Below are 635 nucleotides of genomic sequence, written 5' to 3'. Positions count from 1 at the left end.
CCTGGCACTCTCGCTGGAGCGACTGGAATCGCTATGCCAGCGGCGTTTGCTGCGCATTGGATTGTCGGCGACGCAGAAGCCCATCGAGGAAGTGGCGAAGTTTCTCATCGGAGCGCGCACTTCGCTCCCTCTCCCCTCCGGGGAGAGGGTTAGGGTGAGGGGACACCCCGCGACACCCTTCCCTATCCAACGAATTGTGGAACCACACCATGAGCGGCAGCAGCAAAGAACACATCATCAAGAGCTACGACGACGAGCTGACCCGCCTCACCGGCGAAATCGTCCGCATGGGCGAGCTCGCGGTCGGCCAGCTGGAATCGGCCATCGACGTGATCGAGCGCCGCGACGAACGCGCCGCCCAGCACGGGTTTGCGGCCAAAACGGTCCGACAGCACGCCAAACAGCAACGACCCGATCCCCAGGCCCAGAAAATAGGTGCTGATGATGAGCTGGCGGTCATTGGCCGCCTCTATCGCCAGGTCGCGGCCGATGTCCGGCAGCGCCGGCAGCATCGGGTCGGTGGACAGCGCGTTCATCGCCATCAGGCATGCGCTGAGCACGACGAACTCGCGGAAGCCGACATCTTTTTGCGATACTGTGGCGGCGACCGGAAGGGGTGGGTTGGTCATGGCGCG

General features: G+C 63.8%; 1 protein-coding gene. It reads right to left on the bottom strand.

Annotation, left to right across the window (positions count from 1 at the left end; all coding sequences use genetic code 11):
• Positions 1-182: 182 nt before the first annotated feature.
• The coding region (locus ACFO3N_RS24925; RefSeq protein WP_379801515.1) for an MFS transporter at positions 183-635 on the bottom strand (453 nt) is incomplete at its 5' end.

The organism is Flavobacterium chungangensis (assembly GCF_042654045.1).
Taxonomy (GTDB): Bacteria; Bacteroidota; Bacteroidia; order Flavobacteriales; family Flavobacteriaceae; genus Flavobacterium; species Flavobacterium chungangensis.
This window is presented reverse-complemented; position numbering and strand designations above follow the sequence as displayed.